Annotated in this window: 14 protein-coding genes; 4 read left to right on the top strand and 10 right to left on the bottom strand. The window is 71.8% G+C overall.

Annotation, left to right across the window (positions count from 1 at the left end):
• Positions 1-6 precede the first annotated feature (6 nt).
• Together CPH93_RS05285 and CPH93_RS05280 are read right to left on the bottom strand one after the other, a co-directional pair.
• The gene (locus tag CPH93_RS05285; RefSeq protein ID WP_096212113.1) at positions 7-1,581 is read right to left on the bottom strand and encodes an APC family permease; all 1,575 of its coding nucleotides are present in this window, start codon (positions 1,579-1,581) and stop codon (positions 7-9) included.
• Positions 1,578-3,047: an aldehyde dehydrogenase family protein gene (locus CPH93_RS05280; protein WP_096212112.1), complete on the bottom strand. Its 1,470-nt coding sequence runs from the start codon at positions 3,045-3,047 to the stop codon at positions 1,578-1,580. Before CPH93_RS05280 ends, CPH93_RS05285 begins: the two co-directional genes overlap by 4 nt.
• A gap of 230 nt (positions 3,048-3,277) precedes the next feature.
• Here CPH93_RS05280 and CPH93_RS05275 point away from each other — a divergent pair, with 230 nt between their 5' ends.
• A complete protein-coding gene (locus CPH93_RS05275; protein ID WP_331716980.1) occupies positions 3,278-3,823 on the top strand; it encodes a DUF6314 family protein in 546 nt (181 codons plus the stop codon).
• 114 nt (positions 3,824-3,937) lie between these two features.
• On the opposite strand, the gene CPH93_RS05270 is transcribed toward CPH93_RS05275, so the two are convergent.
• The gene (locus CPH93_RS05270) at positions 3,938-5,467 is read right to left on the bottom strand and encodes a hypothetical protein (protein ID WP_096212111.1); all 1,530 of its coding nucleotides are present in this window, start codon (positions 5,465-5,467) and stop codon (positions 3,938-3,940) included.
• Positions 5,468-5,659: 192 nt separating this feature from the next.
• Here CPH93_RS05270 and CPH93_RS05265 point away from each other — a divergent pair, with 192 nt between their 5' ends.
• Positions 5,660-6,982: a PucR family transcriptional regulator gene (locus CPH93_RS05265; RefSeq protein ID WP_231977187.1), complete on the top strand. Its 1,323-nt coding sequence runs from the start codon at positions 5,660-5,662 to the stop codon at positions 6,980-6,982.
• Positions 6,983-7,006: 24 nt separating this feature from the next.
• Here the strand turns inward: CPH93_RS05265 and CPH93_RS05260 are convergent, their stop codons facing one another.
• Both CPH93_RS05260 and CPH93_RS05255 read right to left on the bottom strand, forming a co-directional pair.
• Positions 7,007-7,879 (bottom strand): class I SAM-dependent methyltransferase, encoded by an 873-nt coding sequence (locus tag CPH93_RS05260; protein ID WP_096212109.1) that lies wholly within the window; start codon positions 7,877-7,879, stop codon positions 7,007-7,009.
• An 89-nt stretch (positions 7,880-7,968) separates the two neighbouring features.
• Positions 7,969-8,616, bottom strand: a complete 648-nt coding sequence (locus CPH93_RS05255; RefSeq protein WP_096212108.1) for a TetR/AcrR family transcriptional regulator — start codon at positions 8,614-8,616, stop codon at positions 7,969-7,971.
• Positions 8,617-9,237: 621 nt separating this feature from the next.
• Here CPH93_RS05255 and CPH93_RS05250 point away from each other — a divergent pair.
• Positions 9,238-10,053 carry an SAM-dependent methyltransferase gene (locus tag CPH93_RS05250; protein ID WP_096212107.1) on the top strand — a complete coding sequence of 272 codons (816 nt, stop codon included), beginning with the start codon at positions 9,238-9,240 and terminating at the stop codon, positions 10,051-10,053.
• Between the two features lie 69 nt (positions 10,054-10,122).
• Here CPH93_RS05250 and CPH93_RS05245 read toward each other — a convergent pair whose 3' ends face one another.
• Both CPH93_RS05245 and CPH93_RS05240 read right to left on the bottom strand, forming a co-directional pair.
• Positions 10,123-11,028: a helix-turn-helix domain-containing protein gene (locus CPH93_RS05245; RefSeq protein ID WP_093486654.1), complete on the bottom strand. Its 906-nt coding sequence runs from the start codon at positions 11,026-11,028 to the stop codon at positions 10,123-10,125.
• A gap of 168 nt (positions 11,029-11,196) precedes the next feature.
• Positions 11,197-11,439, bottom strand: coding sequence for a DUF397 domain-containing protein (locus CPH93_RS05240; protein ID WP_096212106.1), 243 nt, complete (start codon positions 11,437-11,439; stop codon positions 11,197-11,199).
• Between the two features lie 196 nt (positions 11,440-11,635).
• On the opposite strand from CPH93_RS05240, the gene CPH93_RS05235 reads away from it, so the two are divergent.
• Entirely contained in the window at positions 11,636-12,136 is a 501-nt protein-coding gene (locus tag CPH93_RS05235) for an ATP-binding protein (RefSeq protein WP_096212105.1), read from the top strand.
• 43 nt (positions 12,137-12,179) lie between these two features.
• Here the strand turns inward: CPH93_RS05235 and meaB are convergent, their stop codons facing one another.
• Genes meaB through CPH93_RS05220 form a run of 3 tightly spaced genes read right to left on the bottom strand, consistent with a single transcriptional unit; the run spans position 12,180 to position 17,309 of the window.
• Positions 12,180-13,184: a methylmalonyl Co-A mutase-associated GTPase MeaB gene (gene meaB / locus CPH93_RS05230; protein ID WP_093486660.1), complete on the bottom strand. Its 1,005-nt coding sequence runs from the start codon at positions 13,182-13,184 to the stop codon at positions 12,180-12,182.
• Positions 13,185-13,194: 10 nt separating this feature from the next.
• Entirely contained in the window at positions 13,195-15,426 is a 2,232-nt protein-coding gene (gene scpA, locus CPH93_RS05225) for a methylmalonyl-CoA mutase (RefSeq protein WP_096212104.1), read from the bottom strand.
• Complete coding sequence (locus CPH93_RS05220; protein WP_096212103.1) at positions 15,426-17,309, bottom strand: methylmalonyl-CoA mutase subunit beta; 1,884 nt, start codon at positions 17,307-17,309, stop codon at positions 15,426-15,428. Before CPH93_RS05220 ends, scpA begins: the two co-directional genes overlap by 1 nt.
• Between the last annotated feature and the right edge of the window lie 179 nt (positions 17,310-17,488).

Below are 17,488 nucleotides of genomic sequence, written 5' to 3'. Positions count from 1 at the left end.
TCCAGATCAGGGGGTGGGGGCGCCGCTGTCGCCCGGGGGGCCGGTGTCGGAGGTGACGGCGGCGTGCATGGCCAGGACGCCCGTCTTCTTGCGCTGGACGAACCAGTAGTAGGCGAATCCGCCGAGGCCCACGACTCCGATGAACAAGAAGGCGCCCCAGCGCAGATACCAGTGCTGGGGGCCGGTCGCGTTGTAGACGGTGGCGCGTGGCCAGGCGAGGTTGACGGACATCCCGAAGCCCCAGAGCACGGCGAGGACGTTCACCGGAAGGCCGAACTTGCCGAGCGAGAACCTCCCCTTGACCGGTGTCCAGTTGCCGCGCAGCCGCTGGACCAGCATCGGCAGGGTGACCGCCAGGTAGGCCAGATAGATCATGATGATCGCGATGCTGGTGATCACCGAGAAGATCTGCGGCTGGTTGACGTTGATGAGCAGGATGCCGATCCCCACCAGCCCGATGATGACGGCCGGCAGCACCGGGGTCTGGAAGCGCGGGCTGACCTTGGCGAGCAGCGAGGCGGCCGGGAGGTTGTTGTCCCGGGCCATCGCGAACGCCAGCCGGATGCCGGCGGTGTGCACCGCCAGTTCGCACACGGTGATCGCGATGACCACACACCAGAGCACGATCTGCCCCACGGTCGACCCGAGCGTGGAGAGCACCACGTACTGCAGACCGTCCACGGACAGCTCTTTGGCGTGCAGATCGGGCACGGCCAGCAGGGCGAACAGCAGGATCAGGCCGCCGATGAGGAAGGACGCGACCAGCGCCCGCAGGATCGCGCGGGGGGCGTTGCGGCCGGGGTCCTTGGACTCCTCACCGAGCGAGGAGGCCGTGTCGAAGCCGTACATCACGTAGGCCGAGGCCAGCGACGCGGTGAGGAACGCGCCGAAGTAGCCCAGGCTCTCGCCCTTGCCCAGACCGAAGGTGTCGGTCACCGCCGAGGGGCCGCGGGTGATGTGTGCGGCCAGGAGCAGGACCAGGACGATGGCGGCGATCAGCTCGATCGCCACGCCCGCGGAGTTGATCCGGGCCATCAGCTTCACGCCGAAGGCGTTGACCAGGGTGGTGAAGGCGATCAGCACGGTGCCGAGGAGGACGGCGTTCTCGGCGGCGGATTTGCCGGTGCCGTCGCCGATGAACTGGAACCACGACGAGATCTGCGGCAGCGTCACCTGGTACGCCAGCGCCACCGCGGACAGCGAGACCATGGAGGCGGTCAGCATCATCCAGCCACCGAGCCAGCCGATGTGCGGGCCGCCGAGCTTCTTGGCCCAGTTGTAGATCGACCCGGCCACCGGGTAGCGGGCGGCCAGCTCGCAGAAGCACAGCGCCACCATCAGCTGCCCGAGGAAGACCATCGGCCAGGACCACCAGTACGCCGGGCCGCCGTGCGCGATACCGAAGTAGAACAGCTGGAAGGTGCCGGTGAGGATCGAGATGTAGCTGATGCCGGCCGCGAAGGTGTGGAAGTTGCCCAGAGTGCGCTTGAGTTCCGGCTTGTAGCCGAGCTCGGCGATCGCCTCGTCCTCGTGCGGGTGGCCGGCCGAGGGGTCGGGCCGGGACGCTGCGGGGTCGGTCACTCGAACCACCTCTGCGGCCGCGGTGCGGTATTGCGCCAGACGTGCTTGGCCTCCTGGTACTCGGCCAGCCCCGCGGGCCCCAGCTCCCGCCCGACGCCCGACTGCTTCATCCCGCCCCACTCCGCCTGCGGCACGTACGGATGGAAGTCGTTGATCCACACCGTTCCCGCGCGCAGCCGGGCGGCGACCCGGTGCGCCCGTTCGCTGTCCTGCGTCCACACCGCGCCGGCCAGCCCGTACACCGTGTCGTTGGCGAGCGAGACCGCCTCGTCCTCGTCCCGGAAGCGCTCGACGGTCAGCACCGGGCCGAAGCTTTCGTCGCGGACGACGGACATGTCCGGGGTGCACTCGTCCAGCACGGTCGGCAGGTAGTAGAAGCCGTGGGACAGCGAGGGGTCGTCGGGTGCCGAGCCGCCGCAGAGGAGAACGGCGCCCTCGTCGAGCCCGGCCGCCACATATGCCTCGACCTTCGCGCGGTGCGCGGCCGAGATCAGCGGGCCGGTGCGGGCGTACTCGTCGAACGGTCCGCCGAGCCGGATCCGCTGGGCGCGGGAGACCAGCTCGTCGACGAACGCATCGTGCAGCTCCTCCTGGACGAGCAGCCGGGCGCCGGCCGAGCAGACCTGCCCGGAATGCAGGAAGATCCCCATCAGGGCGTAGTCGACGGCGGTGTCGAAATCGGCGTCGGCGAACACGATGTTGGGGTTCTTGCCGCCCAGCTCCAGCGCGATCTTCTTCACGGTGGGCGCGGCCGCGGCCATGATGCGCCGGCCGGTGACCAGACCGCCGGTGAACGACACCATGTCCACCCGCGAGTCCTCGGTCAGCACCGATCCCACGGCCTGCCCGGTGCCCAGCACCAGATTGGCGGCGCCGTCCGGCACGCCCGCCTCGGCCAGCAGCCGCATGAGGTGGAGGGCGGTGTGCGGGGTCAGCTCACTGGGCTTCAGGACGAAGGTGTTGCCCGTGACCAGGCAGGGGGCGACCTTCCAGGCGGTCTGCAGCAGCGGGTAGTTCCACGGGGTGATCAGCGCGCAGACCCCGACCGGCTCGTACCGGACCGTGCTGTCGACCTCCGGGACGCCGGCGTCCACCACCCGGTCGGTGCCGCCCGCCGCGCCGAGGTTGCCGAAGTAGCGGAAGCAGTTGGCGATGTCGTCCATGTCGTAGGCGCTCTCGATCAGCCGCTTGCCGGTGTCCAGCGACTCGGCCCGGGCCAGTGCGCTCTTGTCGCGCTCCAGCAGCTCGGCGACCCGCAGCACCACCCGGGCGCGCTCGGCCGCCGGGGTACGCGGCCAGGACCCGTCGTCGAAGGCGGTACGGGCGGCGGAGACCGCCGCCGCCGCGTCCTTCGGCCCGCCCTCGTCGACCGTCGCGACCAGCGTGCCGTCCGCGGGGCAGCGGATCTCGCGCAGCTGCCCGTCGGCCGCTGCGGTCCACTGACCGCCGATGAACAGATCCGGCATGGTGCTGCCTCCGGTCTCCGGGCTGTACGAGGCGGCAGCGGCGGGCGCGGCGCCCCGGCCGGTGGCGTCAGGCCGCCGGCTGGCCCGCCGTGCGGACCTCGGTGACGATCACTGCACCGAGAGTAAGACGGGCGGTACGCCTCCGCACGGTACGAGCGGCCGGGGGAGAGGAGGGCGGCCCCGGGTGGGGCCGACGGAGTGACCGGGCCGGCGGACGGGAGAATGGGGGGATGGGCAACGAGCGTGACCGGGAGCAAGGGCGGGTCTCGGAGCCGGGGCCGTACCCCGGGCCAACGGCGGGCCCGGTGGCGGAGCCGGGCCCGGACCTCTCGTGTCCGCACCCCTACCCGGTGCCCGATGCCGCCGCCTATCTGGCCGGCCGCTGGGACGTCGAGCGCACCGTCCACGACCTGCGGACCGGCACCGAGGGGCACTTCCGCGGCACCGCGGAGTTCCGGCCCGACGACGCGGCCGGCGCCCTGCTGCACCATGAGGAAGGGCAACTGACCTGGGGCGGCACGGTGTACCCGGCGAGCCGCACGCTGCGGCTGCGGCCCCGCCCGGACGGCACCGCCGCCGTCGACTTCGCCGACGGCCGGCCCTTCCACGACCTCGACCTCAGAACCGGCCGGTGGACCGCCGTCCACCCCTGTGCCGAGGACCGCTACGAGGGATGCTTCACCGCCGTCACGGCGGACGAATGGCAGCTGCGGTGGCGGGTCGGCGGGCCGGCGAAGGACCAGCTGCTGTGCTCGGTCTACCGGCGCCAGGGGTGAGTGCCGGCGCCCATGGCCACCGAAACGGCGCCCCCGGGGCCCCGGACACCGAAAGGCGCCCCCGGGGGCAGGAGTTCCCCCGGGGGCGCGGTCTTTCGTCCGGCAGCGGCCGGCTCAGGCGGCGGGCAGCTTGCCGTGCCCGAAGAGCTTCCGCTCGTCGTGCAGGGCGAACGGCGTGGTCCGCAGATCGACGAGCTGGATGCCGAAGATCTTCAGTTGCAGCATCAGCTCGGTCTTCAGGTCGTAGCCCGCGCTGAGCGACCACGCCGGGGCGCCGCCGCCGTGCGCCGCCGCGGCCCGTCCGGTGAGGTGGACGGACAGCTCGCCGCCGACGCCGGCCGTGTCGTAGAGGAACACCTCGGCGCGCGCCCCGATACGGGCGGTCGCCGTGGCCGCGCCCTCGACCCGGGGAGCGGAGCCCTTCGTCTGCTGGTCCGCCGTGTGCAGCGGCTGCCAGCCGTTCGTCCGGTCGTACTTCGCGCCCACGGCGAACGCCCCGGAGGTGCGCTGGTCGGCGTCGAGGACGATGCGGCCGCCCGCGGTGAAGCGGTAGGTGAAGGTGACCTCGGTGCTCACCACGACCGGAACCGGGCCCACCCAGAAGACGTGCCGGCCGGTGACCGCCGCCAGCGGCACCGAGACCTGCCCGGTGTCGGCGGTCCCGCGGACCTTGCCGTGCACCTGCCAGCCATAGGCGTAGGAGCCGCCGAGGCCGACGGCCGCGCGCTGCGGCAGCAGGTTCAGCCCGCCGCGCTTCTCGTACTGGAAGATCAGCTCGGGCCGGAACTTCACCTCGCCGGACAGCCGGGCCGGGGACCTGTCGGTGGCCTGCACGCCCTTGGGCAGCGGCACGTTGACGCCCAGCCGCAAGGTGGTGAGCGCCTTCGCCGCGCCGGGCGGCAGCGTGTCGCGGGAGGCGGCGCCGGCCGCGCCCGCGGCGGGGTGGGTGAGCTGGGCGCGCATCCCCGGCGCGTTCGACGAGGCGCTCGCCGAGGGGCTCGGGGAGGTGCTGGGCGAGGCGTCCGGGCTGCCGCCGGCGGGCGTACCCGGCTCGCCGGACGGCGTGGCCGAGGCGCCGCCGCCCTGGCCGGTGCCCGGGGTCTGCACGGTGACGCCGGACGACAGCGGCTTGACGGTGAGCTCACCGGCCCGCAACGCCGTGCGCTGGTCCACCTTCTGATTGCCGAGCAGCTCGGAGAGCGTCGCGGGGGCGGTGGTCACCCGGACCTCGCCGTCCCGGGAGCCGGTGACCTTGCCCACCTTGAACAGCGCGCCCGAGGGGGCGTGCCGGTTCGGTGCGGCGGCGATGACATCGCCGGTGCGCACGGTCTTGCCGGCGGACGGCTTGAGCACCGCCCGCTTGCCGTGCGCGTCGTACGACGAGAGCTGCACCGCGACCGAACGGCCGGAACCGGTGGGCGCGTTGGACGGCTGGGCGGCCACGGCGCCGCCCTCGGGGCCGGACGCTCCTGCGGTGTCCTCCGGCGCGGAGTCCGGGCCCGCGGATCCGGCGGCCCGTATGGCGGCCGGGGACGAGCCGGGGTCGTCGGAGTGCGACAGCAGTGCATGGGTGCCGAGAGCGGCGGGGACGAGTACGCCGACCGCGGCGGCGGGCACCGCGATCCGGCGCCAGGAAACAGCCATGGAATTCCTTGGGGTGCGGGGGGTGGCAAGGAGGCACTACGGAGCCGCGTGCCGAACGCCGGAACGATCCGGACGACGGGGGAAAAGTCATCCAACATCGAACATCTGTAGGGGTTCGGGCGGCTTCCTCGTAGCATGGCGATGAATGATCGCTTTCGCCATGGGGAAAGACACCGAGTCGGGAGGGGACGCGTGGAGACATCCACAACGGTGCCGGAGGCCGTCGCCGCGCTGCACACCGCCATCGACGCACTCACCGACGAGGTCGTCGACGGGCTCCGGGCCCAACTCCCCTCCTACGCCGTGGTGTCACTGCACCAGCTCCGGCCCCGGGTGATGGCGTCCCTGCGCAACAGCCTGTCGCTGGTGCAGCGCTGGTCCGAGGAACGGCGGAGCCCGCAGGGAGCTGCGCCCGGCGAAGGCGCCGGCTACGGCATCCCGGAGACCCATCTCGACGAGATCACGGCGCTGGCCCGCGCGCTGCCCGTCGAGGACATCATCTCGGCCTACCGGATCGGCACGGACGTCGTCTGGCGGCGGTTCGGCGAGGAGATGGCGGCCCGCCGCGGCACCGCCGAGGACCTGCTGCCGATCGCCGAGACCCTGCGCGCCTGGGTCGACGCCAACACCCTGCGCATCGTCCGCAGCTGCCGCGTCGAGATGCAGGAGGACGCGAGGACCGACCGCCGGCGCGCGGCGCTGGTCCGCGCCCTGCTGCTCGGTCAGGCACGGTGGGACGAGTCCCTGTCCGCAGACGGGACGGGCGTCGTCGGGCCCGACGACGGGGAGCTCACGGACGGCTCGTACGACCGCAGCGCGCTCCGCCTCCCGTTCCGCGCGTGCCTGCCCGAGGCCCTCCCGTCCGAGGCCGTTCTGCCCGACCCCGCCCCGTCCGGCGGTCCAGGGGCCGCCCCCGCCGGGCACACCCCGGGTCACCCCGGCCCGGGCGACCGTGCCTTCCACCGGATCGTCGCCGCGCTGCGCCCCTGGCTCGCGCTGGACACGGCGGGCCGGCCCCTGGTCACGACCGTGGACGGAGACGTGGCCGGGCTGCTGGCCGGGCGCCCGGCCGGGCTGTGCCGCAGCCTGGTCCTGGGGCTGGGCGCCCCGGTCACCCCCTCCGGGCTCGCCGCGGAATTCACCCGGGCCACCCAAGCGCTGCGGGCCGCCGTCGGATTCGGGCTCGTCGGTGCGTTCACCCGTGAGGAACTGGGGCTGCGGGCCACGGTCGTGGCGCTCCCCGCCGTGGGGGAGGGGCTGGTGCGACTGCGCCTGGCGCCGCTGGCCGAACGCGGCGAGGACGGTGCCCAGCTGGAGGAGGCGGCGGCCGCCTACCTGCGGCAGGGACTGCGTCTGGACGCCGCCGCGCGGACCCTCTACGTTCACCCCAACACCCTGCGTAACCGGCTCCGGCGCTTCGAGGAGATCACCGGAACCAGCCTGCGCGACCCGGCCGACCTGGCGGAGATCTGGTGGGCGCTGGCCCACCGGCGCCTCCACGGCCAGGCGGGCTGAGGCCTGCGCCCGTGCCCCCGGGGTTCAGGGCTTCACCGCCCGCAGCGCATACAGCAACGGAATGATCGGCTCCGACGGTGGCAGCCGCCACCAGCCGTTCTCGGACGGCACCATGGCATCGAACCGTTTCCAGGGCAGCAGCTCGGTCTCCCGGACCAGCTGGACGGTCATCCCCGCGCCGATCACCGCGGAGATGACCTCCCCGAGGCCGTGCCGCCACTCATAGCTGGTCGTGGCGCCCTGCACCGGCGGACCGTCGGTGTAGGTGCAGGGGGTGTCGCTTCTGAGCGGTCCGCGTCCGCCCAAATAGTCGTGAAGCAGCCGGAGTTGCTGCCGCTCCGGGCTCGGCGTCGGCCCCAGGGCGTCCAGCAGCGGATGGAACTCGACCAGATAGAACGTCCCGCCGGGCCGGAGCAGCGAGCTGACGACCTCCGCCCAGGCCGTCAGGTCCGGCAGATAGCACAGCGCCCCCTTGCCGGTGTAGATCACGTCGAACCGCCGCCCGCCGAGCGCCTCCACGGCCCGGTGCACATCCGACCGGACGAACTCCACGGCCCGGCCGGCCTCCGCGGCGAGCCGCCGTGCCTGGGCCACGGCCGCGGCGGAGAAGTCCAGGCCCACCGTGTGCGCGGCGCCCCGCTCGGCGAACGCGGCGGTCTCGGTGCCCAGATGGCACTGGAGATGCAGTACCTCCCGCCCCGTCAGATCCCCCAGATCCGTCCACTCGAACGGCGCGAACCAGTCCTCGGCGGTCCGTGAACCGTCCAGCCCGTAGAACTCGCTGGCCACATGGACCGGGGTGCGCGCGTCCCAGTTCGCCTGGTTGGCCAGGACCATCTCCTCGGTGGTGGGCAGGCTCCCCGGGAGCGGCGCCGGCTCGCTCTTCTCTGTGGTCATCCGTCCCTCCTACCCGCGGGGCGGGGAAGTCCACCCCGCGGGGCCGGAGAAGCACGCCCACCAGGCGGGCACGACACGGCCGCAGGCTCCTACGGCGTCCCGGACGGCGTCGTCCACACCTCCCCGTCGAGCACATTGCGCATCCCCACCCACACCATGTTCATCAGCCGCAGGGTGATCCGCTCCGGGGGCTCGCCGGGGTGCAGCGCCATCCAGTCGGTGAGCGAGTCCGCCGCACCGACCAGGGTGTACGTCACGAACTCGGCGTCGTCCTCGGGACAGGCGGGTCCGTCGCTCTCCTCGATGTCGGCCCGTACCAGCCCGGTGACCTCCGCCAGCAGCGCCCGCCGCGACCGGGCCAGCTCCGTGGTGATCGCCGGGCTCGGCTCCGAGGACTGGCGGTGCAGCACCACCCAGCTGTCGCGGTGTTCGGTGACGAAGGTGAAGAACGCGAGCAGTCCGGCCTGCAGTCGCAGCTCGGGGGAGTGTGCGGGGCCCGCGGCGGCCCGGAACGCGGTCAGCAGGCGTTCGGCCTCGCGCCGCAGACAGGCGAGGAACAGCCCTTCCTTGGAGTCGAGGTAGAGATAGACCATCGGCTTGGAAATTCCGGCGAGTTCGGCGATCTCGTCCACCGACGCGGCGTGATAGCCGCGCCGGGCGAAGACCCGGATCGCCGCGTCGATGATCTGCTGCTCCCGGACTGGCCGGGGGACGCGTTGCCTGCGTATGTCGCTCATTCGGGTCAGCCTACCGCAACCTTACTGGCGAGTAAGTTTACGTAAAAGTAAGTATGTGGGGCGCAGGGAAGGCCCGCCGTCGTGATCGTCGGCAGGTGTAAAGCGTGCCGGGGGTGGTAGGCGATTCTGCGTAACGCCCCGTTCCGCAACGGCTGTTGATCGGGTGAAGCCGAGGCGGAGCCGCATGTGGCACGAGCCGGGATTGCTCCTCGGCCGGGCCGTGTCACACGGGGCGGAGCCCGGCGCTGGGTGTCGCCGGGGGAAGTGAGAGCGGGCCGCCGCCGACGAGTGGCGAGGCGGCGGCCCGCACCCCGCCCCCGGCAGGCCGCTGACCCGGCGGGCCTCTGACTGGGCGGGATGATTCCAGGCCAGATAGAGCCCCGCGGGCACCTTCACCGGATCCCGCGTGGCCGATTGAACCCCCTTGATTCGTACGCCTGTTGGGTTTGCCGCCTGCCGGTGGAGCAGTAGTCGCAACTCCGTGCACGGGACCCGGTCACTTGTCTGCAACAACCCCTGTCCGATGGGTATGTTGGGGGCTGCGGGGCGTGGTCGTACGTATACGGAACGAGTGTGGCCGCCCCCTGGCTGAATGCTGCCGAAGCGACGGGAAAGTGTCGAATGAGCCAAGAAGCGCGACCGCAGTCCAGCGTCGTCGACGTCAGCATCCCGAGCGTGGCCCGGATGTACGACTACTACCTCGGCGGCAAGGACAACTACGCCGTCGACCGCGAGGCCTGCGAAGAGCTGAGCAAGGTCGTGCCGAGCACGCAGGTGCTGGCGATCAACAACCGGCGCTTCCTCCAGCGGGTGGTCCGCTGGCTGGCCCGCGAGCACGGCATCCGGCAGTTCATCGACCACGGATCCGGCCTGCCCACGCAGGACAACGTCCATCAGGTCGCCCAGCAGATCGACCCGCAGTCCCGCGTGGTGTACGTCGACAACGACCCCATCGTGCTGGCGCACGGCCGCGCGCTGCTGGAGGAGAACGCCAACACCGCGGTCATCCAGGCGGACATGCGGGACACCGACGGCATCCTGGGCAGCCCCGAGGTGACCCGGCTGATCGACTTCGACCAGCCCGTCGCCGCGCTGTTCGTCTCCGTGCTCCACTGCATCCCGGACTCCGACGACCCGGCCGGTCTCATCAAGCGCGTCGCCGACCGGCTGGTGCCGGGCAGCTTCCTGGTGGTGTGCCAGCTGGTCAGCGAGGACGCCGCCACCCGCGACTTCGTCACCGAGTTCATGCGGGTCAGCACCCAGGGCCAGTGGGGCCGGGTACGCCAGGCGCATGAGCTGGCGGGGTTCCTGGAGGGGCTGGAGGTCCAGGAACCGGGCCTGGTGGAGGTCTCCACCTGGATGCCGGATGCGGACCTCGGCCCCAAGCAACTCACCCAGGAATGGATCGAGTTCGGCGGCGTCGCACGCAAGCCGTAGCGCGGCCCGCACAGCGAAGAGGGGCGCGGCCCCGTCGAGGCCCGCCCCTCTGCCGCTCGGTTCGGCGCGTCAGCTCTCCTTGAGCAGCCGTTCCAGCATCATCAGGGATTCCCGCGGCGACTCGGACTGTGCGCTGAGCCGGTCCATCACCGCGAGGTAGTGGTCGACGTCATCGCGCTTGTCCAGATAGAGCGCGCTGGTCAGCTGCTCCAGATAGACGATGTCCGGCAGGTCCGGCTCCAGGAACCGCAGGATCGTGATCGGTCCGCCGGCTGCCGCCAGGCCACCGAGGCTGAACGGCGCGATCTGCACCGTGACGTTCGGCAGCTCGGCCATCTTCAGCAGATGTCTGAGCTGACCCGCCATCACCTCGGGCCCGCCGAGCGGACGGCGCAGCGAGGCCTCGTCGATCACGGCCCACACCCGCGGTGCGTCCGGGACGGTCAGCAGCTCCTGGCGCTGGACGCGCAGCTGCACCCGCCGCTCGATCTCCTCGGCCGAGGCCCGCGGATGACCGAGCTGGGTCACCGCACGGGCGTAGTCCGCGGTCTGCAACAGGCCCGGCACGAACTGGACTTCGTAGGTGCGGATCACCGAGGCGGCCTCTTCGAGGCCGATATGCGTCTCGAACCAGCCCGGCAGCACATCGCCGTACTGATGCCACCAGCCGGGAGTGCTCGTCCGGCGGGCCAGTTTGAGGAAGTCCGAGCGGATCGATTCGTCGGTGACGTTGTAGAGCGTCAGCAGATCGGCGACATCCCGCTCCTTGCAGCTCACCCGCCCCAGCTCCAGGCGGCTGATCTTCGCATGCGAACCGCGGATGGCGTCCCCGGCGGCCTCGCGGGTGATGCCGGCCCCTTCGCGCAGCCGGCGAAGCTGTGTACCCAGCACGATGCGCAGGACGGTCGGGCCGCCCCGCGGGTGTTCGAGGTAGCGGCGCAGAGACGGATCGCCGCTCGGCTGCGCGGCACTCATGCCCAAACCTCGCTTCGCTCGGCCCCGCATTCGCGTGGCGCGCACCTCTCCACGATTCGCTCGCTGCGCTCGCTCATGCTGACTCCCCTGGGTGGTCGGGCGAACGCCCAGTGTCCCATCGCCCCCAGCCCTCGTACACCCAGGGCGGGTATTCGGCCGACATATGCGTCACGCGTGGCCGATGAGGTCGTCGAAGTCGCCGTCCTTGGCGCCCTGGACGAAGGCCGTCATCTCGTCGCGGGTGTAGATCAGCGCCGGGCCCGAGGCGAAGCGGGAGTTGCGTACCGCGATGCCGCCGTCCGAAAGAACGGCCACTTCAACGCAGTTGCCGCTCGGGTTGCTGCGGCGGCTCTTGCGCCAGACGGCCCCCTCGATGCTGGTCGCCCGTATGCCGTTGGTCACCGGCTCCATCACAGATGCTCCCTTGCTGGAGGACGCTCCTCCGATCGATTTCGAGCCTGCGCTCACGTTGGCGTGAACGCGCCCCTGGGTGGCCGTACTTACCGATGTAATTGCAGATGCACTTGCACCGACGGACGGCTGACGAGGATATTAGCTCTCCGAGGCAGTCCGGCCCAGTCCCGAAATCCCCCTCGCGGAGATGTTGATGACCACTCATCCGGCAGAGACCGTGCACGACGCCCTCCGGGATGAAGCGTGTGACGACCCCTGGTGGATGCCCGCCCCGGACGACTTCGCCGCGTGCGCCTTGAGCAGCTCGGACCGCACCGTGTCGGAGGCCCGCCGGTTCACCCGGGTGACGCTGGAAGGCTGGAAGCTGTGTGCCGGCGTCGCCGAGGACGCGGCGCTGGTCGTGTCCGAACTCGTCAGCAATGCGCTGCGATATGGCAGCCGGACCCCGGGGAAGCGTCAGGAAGCCCTGGCGCCCCTGGGGCCGGCCTGGCTGGCCCTGACCCGGCAGGGTGCCACGGTGCTGTGCGCGGTCTCGGACGCCGGCGCCGGCGCGCCGGTCGTCAGGCCCCAGGACACCCTGGCCGAATCCGGGCGCGGTCTGCAGATCGTCGACCGGCTCAGCGACGCCTGGGGCTGGACGCCACCGGACCGGTCCGGGAAGACCGTCTGGGCGACGGTGTCGGACCGCGGCTGAGGGGCAGCTCGCGCCGCTACGGGGGTGTGGCGCGAGCTGCCGCTCAGGCCGACGGGGGAGTGTCTCCCAGGCCGAACGCCGTCAGCAGCCGTTCGGCCGCCAGCGTCGCGGTGAGCTCGCCGTCGCGCACCGCACGTTCGACCTCGGGGCCCAGCCGGCGCACCTCGGGGTGCTCCTGGAGCCGGTCGATCATCCGCTCCCGGACCATCGACCACGTCCAGTCGACCTGCTGGGTGCGGCGTCGCTCGGCCAGCGCGCCGGTGGAATCCAGCAGGGTGCGATGCTGCTCGACCCGCTCCCAGAGCGCCTTCAGACCGGTGCCCTCGCGGGCGCTGCAGGTCAGGACGGGCGGTGTCCAGGCCGCGTCCACGGGCTGCAACAGCCGTAGCGCACCGGCCAGTTCACGGGCCGCGGACCGGGCGTCCCGCTCGTGCGGCCCGTCGGCCTTGTTGACGGAGACCAGATCCGCCAGCTCCAGCACGCCCTTCTTGATGCCCTGGAGCTGGTCGCCGGTGCGCGCCAGGGTCAGCAGCAGGAAGGTGTCGACCATGTTGGCCACGGTCGTCTCGGACTGGCCGACGCCGACCGTCTCCACCAGGACGACGTCGTAGCCCGCCGCCTCCATCACCACGATGGACTCGCGGGTGGCCCGCGCCACCCCGCCCAGCGTGCCGGAGGTGGGGGAGGGCCGGACGAACGCCGCCGGGTCGGTCGCCAGCCGCTCCATCCTGGTCTTGTCGCCCAGGATGGAGCCGCCGGTACGGCTGGAGGACGGGTCCACGGCGAGCACCGCCACCCGGTGACCCATGCCCGTCAGCAGGGTGCCGAGGGCGTCGATGAAGGTCGACTTGCCGACGCCCGGCACTCCGCTGATGCCCACTCTGCGGGCCGCACCGGAGTACGGCAGCAGCTCGATCAGCAGCCGCTGGGCCGCCGCCCGGTGGTCGGGGCGGGTGGACTCGACCAGGGTGACGGCGCGGGCGATCCAGGCCCTGGACCCCGCGCGGACCCCCTCGGCGTACCGTTCGACATCGATCCTCGCCGGCATGTCCCCCCGCTCAGAGCTCGTGGCCGAGGACCGACGCCAGGTCCCGCACCAGATCGTGCGCGGCCTCCGGAATGACCGTGCCGGGCAGGAAGACCGCGGCGGCGCCCATGTCGCGCAGCGGCTGCACGTCCTGCGGCGGGATCACGCCGCCCACCACGATGGTGATGTCCTCCCGGTCCTCCGCGGCCAGTGCTTCCTTCAGCGCCGGGACCAGCGTCAGATGGCCGGCCGCCAGGGAGGAGACCCCGACGATATGGACGTCCGCCTCCACGGCCTGGCGGGCCACCTCGGCCGGGGTCTGGAACAGCGGGCCGACATCGACGTCGAAGCCCAGGTCGGCAAAGGCCGTGGCGATCACCTTCTGGCCGCGGTCATGGCCGTCCTGGCCCATCTTGGCCACCAGGATGCGCGGCCGGCGGCCCTCGGCGCGCTCGAACTCGGCCACCAGCGACCGGGTGCGCTCGACACCGGAGGAGGGGCCCGCTTCGTCTCGGTACACACCGGAGATCGTACGGATCTGGCCGGAGTGGCGCCCGTAGACCGACTCCAGTGCGTCCGAGATCTCACCGACGGTCGCCATCGCGCGGGCCGCGTCCACCGCCAGCGCCAGCAGATTGCCCTCCAGCCCCTCGCCGGGACCGGATTTGGCCGCCGCGGTCAGCGCCCGCAGCGCCTCCTGGCAGGCCTGCTCGTCGCGCTCGGCACGCAGCCGCTTGAGCTTCTCGATCTGCTGGGCGCGCACCGAGGAGTTGTCGACCTTGAGGACCTCGATCTCCTCGTCGGTCTCCACCCGGTACTTGTTGACGCCGATCAGCGCCTGCCGCCCGGAGTCGATCCGCGCCTGGGTCCGGGCCGCGGCCTCTTCCACCCGCAGCTTCGGGATGCCCGCGTCGATGGCCTTGGCCATGCCGCCGGCCTCCTCGACCTCCTCGATGTGCTGCCAGGCGCGGCGGGCCAGATCGTGGGTGAGCTTCTCGACGTAGGCGCTGCCGCCCCACGGGTCGATGACCCGGCAGGTGCCCGACTCCTGCTGGAGGAAGAGCTGAGTGTTGCGGGCGATCCGGGCGGAGAAGTCGGTGGGCAGGGCGAGCGCCTCGTCGAGGGCGTTGGTGTGCAGCGACTGGGTGTGGCCCTGGGTCGCCGCCATCGCCTCCACACACGTCCGCGTGACGTTGTTGAACACGTCCTGCGCGGTCAGCGACCAGCCCGAGGTCTGCGAATGGGTCCGCAGGGAGAGGGACTTGGGGTTCTTGGGGTCGAAGCGCTGGACGAGCCGCGCCCACAGCAGCCGGGCCGCGCGCAGCTTGGCGATCTCCATGAAGAAGTTCATGCCGATCGCCCAGAAGAAGGAGAGGCGCGGCGCGAAGGAGTCCACGTCCATACCGGCCGCCAGGCCCGCGCGCAGGTACTCGACCCCGTCGGCGAGGGTGTACGCCAGCTCCAGGTCGGCCGTCGCACCCGCTTCCTGGATGTGATAGCCGGAGATCGAGATGGAGTTGTAGCGCGGCATCTTCTGCGAGGTGTACGCGAAGATGTCGGAGATGATCCGCATCGAGGGCTGCGGCGGATAGATGTAGGTGTTGCGGACCATGAACTCCTTGAGGATGTCGTTCTGAATGGTCCCGGCCAGCTTCTCGGGCGGTACGCCCTGTTCCTCCGCCGCCACGATGTACAGCGCCAGTACGGGCAGCACCGCGCCGTTCATCGTCATCGACACGGTCATCTTGTCCAGCGGAATGCCTTCGAAGAGCTGCCGCATGTCGTAGATCGAGTCGATGGCGACGCCCGCCATCCCGACGTCACCGGTGACCCGCGGGTGGTCGCTGTCGTAACCGCGGTGCGTCGGCAGGTCGAAGGCGACCGACAGGCCCTTCTGGCCGGCCGCGAGGTTGCGGCGGTAGAAGGCGTTGGACTCCTCGGCGGTGGAGAAGCCGGCGTACTGCCGGATGGTCCAGGGCTGGTTGACGTACATCGTCGGGTACGGGCCGCGCAGATACGGCGTGATCCCCGGGTACGTCCCCAGGAAGTCCAGCCCGTCGACGTCCGCCTCCGTGTAGAGCGGCTTGACCTCGATGCCCTCCGGGGTCTCCCACGTCAGGTCCGCCACGCCCTTGCCGGTGGCCTGCTCGACGGCCTCGGCCCACTGCGCGCCGTCGCCCGCGCCGTGTGCCGCGTCCGGTTCCCCCAGCTCGACCGTGCTGAAGTCCGGGATGGCGCCGGCCTGTTGCGTCGTCTCTGGCATCACGCCACCTCCATGACATCAAGGGCCGAGGACAGCACCTCGACCGCGTCGCAGCCGGCGAAGACGAAGGAGTCCACACCGGCCGCGGTGAATTCTTCGCGGCGCTCGCCCGGCTTGCCGGCCAGATGCACCCGCACCGCACCCGCCGACTTCAGCGCGGCCGCCACGGCCGCCGCCTGCTCGCCGTACACCGCATCGCTCGCACACAGACACGCGGTCCGCGCGCCGCTGCGGGCGAACGCCTCGGCCACCGACTCCGCATCCACCGGGCCGGGTTCCTGGACCGTCTCGATGCCGCCCGCCTGGAACAGGTTGGCGGCGAAGGCCAGCCGCGCGGTGTGTGCCGCCACCGGGCCCAGCGCGGCCAGAAAGACCTTCGGGCGGGCGCCGCTCGCCGCCAGATGGGCGTCGGAGCGCGACCGCAGCCGCTCGTACGCGTCGTCCCGGCGCACCCGCGGCAGCCCGCCGCCGATCGGCGCGGGCGCCGGCTCGCGGTGCACCGGGGGCTCGGCGAGATGCGGGAACTCGCTGACGCCGGTGATCGGTTCACGCCGGCGGGCGAGGTCGTCGGTGCGGCGCTGCCAGGTCTCGGCCAGCCGGCCGGCGATCACCCCGGAGCGCAGCGCCGCCGCCTGGCCGCCCGCGCCCTCGATCTCCTGGAACCACGCCCAGGCGGCGCGGGCCAGCTCGTCGGTGAGGCTCTCCACGTACCAGGAGCCGCCCGCCGGGTCGATGACCTTCGACAGGTGCGACTCCTCCAGCAGGACGGACTGGGTGTTCCGGGCGATCCGCCGGGCGAACGCGTCGGGCAGGCCCAGGGCCGCGTCGAACGGCAGCACCGTGACCGCCTCCGCGCCGCCCACCCCGGCGGACAGCCCGGCGACCGTGGTGCGCAGCATGTTCACCCAGGGGTCACGACGGGTCATCATCACCGTGGAGGTGACGGCGTGCTGGCGCTGCGCGGCCGCGGCGGGCGACGCGCCGCACACCTCGGCGACCCGCGCCCACAGCCGGCGGGCCGCGCGCAGTTTGGCGATGGTCAGGAACTGGTCCGCGGTGGCGGCATAGCGGAACTCCAGCTGCCGGCAGGCGTCGTCGATGCCGAGCCCGGCTCCCGTCAACTGCCGCAGATAGCCGACGCCGGTGGCCAGTGAGGTGCCCAGTTCCTCGGCGGCCGAGCCGCCCGCCTCGTGGTACGGCAGCGCGTCGACGGCCAGCGCCCGCAGGCGCGGCGCCTCGGTGGTGCAGCGCTCGGCCAGCCGGGCGGCCGACTCCAGTTGGAGGCGCAGCTTGGCATCGTCACCGGTCCGGGCCAGCAGCCCGAGCGGATCGGCGCCCAGGCAACCGGTCGCCTCACTGAGGGGCGCGCCGGACGCGGTGTACAGCCGCAGCAACTCCTCGGCGGCCGCCGCGAAATCGGCACCCGCGTCCAGGACCACCGCGGCCAGGTCCAGATAGACGCCCTGCAGCGCCTGCTCCAGACCGGATACCGGCACCCCGCCGTCCCCGACGGCCAGCCAGACCGAGCTGACACCGTTCTCCAGGTCGGCCAGGACCGATTCGTTGGCCCGCCGCGGATCGGTGTGGACATGGCGCTGGCGTACGTCCCACCCGGCGACGGTGGTGCCCTCGGGCCGGCCGGCCCGTACGAACGGGGGGAAGCCCGGGTGGCCCGGGGCGGCCGCACCGTCCTCGGCGGTGTAGAGCGGGCGGATGCGGATGCCGTCCTGGAGGTGGGTGGCGAGCGCGTCCTCGGCGGCGGCGCCGGACGCCTCGGTGACGCCCGATTTGCGCAGCACACCTTCGACGAGGCGCTGCCACTGCTCTCGGTCGGCATCCGGGAAGGCGGCGGCCAGGGGGAGTTCGGGGGACTCGGCGGTCATGGCAGCAGGCTAGGCGAACGACCGTTAGCTGGAGCAGGGTCTCCGGCTGTGACGTTGCACTCGTTGACCATTAGTCGTTCTTCCTGTTTTTGCGCGAGAACGGGCAGGTGGGACGGGTCGCCCGTATCGTGCCCCGTCGTGTTTTCCGGTACCGGACGCGCCTGCCCCGGCGCGTCCGC

Source organism: Streptomyces sp. 2323.1, from assembly GCF_900221035.1.
GTDB classification, from domain to species: Bacteria; Actinomycetota; Actinomycetes; order Streptomycetales; family Streptomycetaceae; genus Streptomyces; species Streptomyces sioyaensis.
This window is presented reverse-complemented; position numbering and strand designations above follow the sequence as displayed.